Raw genomic sequence first — 2,372 nt, forward strand, 5'->3', positions numbered from 1 at the left:
AACCGGTCCGGGAAGCTCGGGTCGTACTTCAACGTCTTGAAGCTGGCCTCGATGTACGGGTTGTCGTTTGATGTCTTGGGTCGGCTGTGGCTACGGCTGATCTTCAGATCGGTCAGCAGTTGGGTGACGGTCTTGCTGGTCATCGCGGCGCCGCGGTCGGCGTGCACGGTCAGCTGGTCGGGGTCGACGCGTTCACGGGCGGCGGCGTCGGCGATCAGCGCTTCGGCGAGGTGGCTGTCCTCGTGTGCGGCGACCAGGTGCCCGACGACGTAGCGGGACCAGATGTCGATGACGGTGTAGAGGTGGAACCAGACGCCTCGGTCCGGGCCGCGTAGCTTCGTGATGTCCCAGGACCAGACCTGGTTGGGCGCGTCGGCCACCAGTTCGGGCTTGGTGCGGGCCGGATGTGTGGCCTGGGCGCGGCGTTCGCCGTTCTGACCGGCGGCCCGCAGAATCCGGTACATGGTGGACTCCGAGCACCACCAGCGGCCCTCGTCGAGTTCGCGGGCCCAGACCTGCGCCGGTGCCAGGTCGGCGTATTCGGGCCGGTTCAGCAGTTGCAGCACCTGCTCCCGTTCGGCCTCGGACAGCGCCGACGGCGGAGGCTTGCGCGGTGGCCGCGGCCTGGAGACCAGCGGTGGTGTGCGGTGCCGGTAGAGCGTCGCGCGGGAGACGCCGGTCAGCCGGCATGCTCCTGCGACACCCCACACCGGGGTCAGCGCCTGCTGCGCCTCGGCGAGGACGGGTTCGGCATCGGCGCGGTGTCCGCGCTCTCGGAGAGTAGTTCCAAGAGCGCGTGCGCTGATCCGAAAATGAACCGTGAGTGGGCAGGCGTCAGCATCCCGGCGGAGCCGGGATTGGTTCTGTTCTGGGGTCGGTCAGGCGGCGGTGAGGGTGACGGTGTAGCCGAGGGCTTCGAGTTGGCGGATGTGGTTGCGTTCGGGGTTGACGCGGGTGTCGTAGAAGTCTGATCCGAGGTCGGTGAATCGGGTTGTGGGATCGTTCAGCAGGTGCCAGACGATGGTCAGGATGGACCGGCCGACGGCGACGATCGTGCGCCGGTTACCGCGGCGTCTGGCGATGCGTCGGTAGCGTTCGCCGAGGAACGTGTCGGTCTTGCCCGCGGCGACGGCGGCCTCGCCCAGGACTCGGGCCAGGTAGGGGTTGCCGTGACCGGTGAACCCGGTGCCCTTGCTCTTGCCGGCGGATTCCTTGACCCCGGGGGCGAACCGCGCCCACGAGGCGAGGTGAGCCGGAGTCGGGAACCTGCTCATATCGACGCCGACTTCGGCGATGATCACGTGGGCGGTGGCCGGGCCGACACCGGGGATCTCGTCCAGACGCCGCCCAGCGTCGGCGAAAACGGCGATGTGTTGTTCGATGCGCTGGTCCACGTCGGCGATGTTCGCGGTGATCGCGTCGACGCGGTCAAGCATCTTGGCCAGCAGGAACCCATGATGGTCGGTGAAACGCCCCACGAATGCCTCTTCCAGCTGTGTGATCTTCGCGCGTAGGCGGCTGCGGGCCATCTGCGCCAGGATCTTCGGGTCTCGCTGCCCGGAGATCAGCGCGGCCATCATGTCCCGGCCGGAGATCCCGAAGATGTCGCTGGCCACCACGCTCAACTTGATCTGCGCGTCTTCCAACAGCTTCTCGACCCGGCTGCGTTCCGCGGTACGCGCCCCGATCAGATCGACCCGATACCGGGTCAGGTCCCGCAACTCACGGATCGGCGCCGGAGGCACGAAACTCGGCCGGATCATCTGCCGTTCGGCGACCTTGCACAGCCAGACCGCGTCCAGCCGATCCGTCTTGGGACGCCCAGGCAAATGCTTGACATCTCGGGCGTTGACCAGCCATGGATCGAACCCAGCCGCTTCGAGGAGATAGAACGCCGGCTTCCAATAGTCCGAGGTCGCCTCCATGACAACCCTGGTCACCCCCAGCGCCCGCAGCCGGTCGACCATCGTCAACAACGACCGCGTCATCGTGGCGTAGGTCGACACCTCCTGCCGGCGGCGGCCGGTTGGCCCCTGACCAGGCACCCGCACGCAACACACCAACTCCGCCTTACCGATATCCAACGCCGCGACCCGCTCGATGATCTCCTCGTCGTCCTGACTCGACTCCACCACCTGCTCCTTCCCACCCGACGTCCACAGGTGGCCGCCCGCAGGAGCTGCTGGAGACGAAAGCGAAGCTGATCCGCGTGCTCGAAGCAACATTGAAGGGCCCATGGCGCAGCTCCCCGCACCCGACTTTTCCACGGCCTCGAAGACCAAGCGCACACGGCGTCGGCGGGCGACCACATCCATTTTCAGCCCGGAACGGGCCCGCCCACAGGGCAGGGAAGAACTTTTCCCATGATCTGC

The 2,372-nt window shown here is 66.9% G+C and carries 2 protein-coding genes; both read right to left on the reverse strand.

The genetic code is table 11. From position 1 onward, the window contains the following. Positions 1-710: DDE-type integrase/transposase/recombinase (locus tag ACFHWY_RS28255; protein ID WP_416583287.1), on the reverse strand; the 710-nt coding region annotated here is incomplete at its 3' end. A 168-nt stretch (positions 711-878) separates the two neighbouring features. Continuing rightward, on the reverse strand, positions 879-2,132 hold the full coding sequence (locus tag ACFHWY_RS28260; RefSeq protein ID WP_416583288.1) for an IS110 family transposase: 1,254 nt from the start codon (positions 2,130-2,132) through the stop codon (positions 879-881). Positions 2,133-2,372: the final 240 nt, after the last annotated feature.

The sequence above is a fragment of the Micromonospora sp. LOL_024 genome, from assembly GCF_048060415.1.
Classification (GTDB): Bacteria; Actinomycetota; Actinomycetes; order Mycobacteriales; family Micromonosporaceae; genus Micromonospora.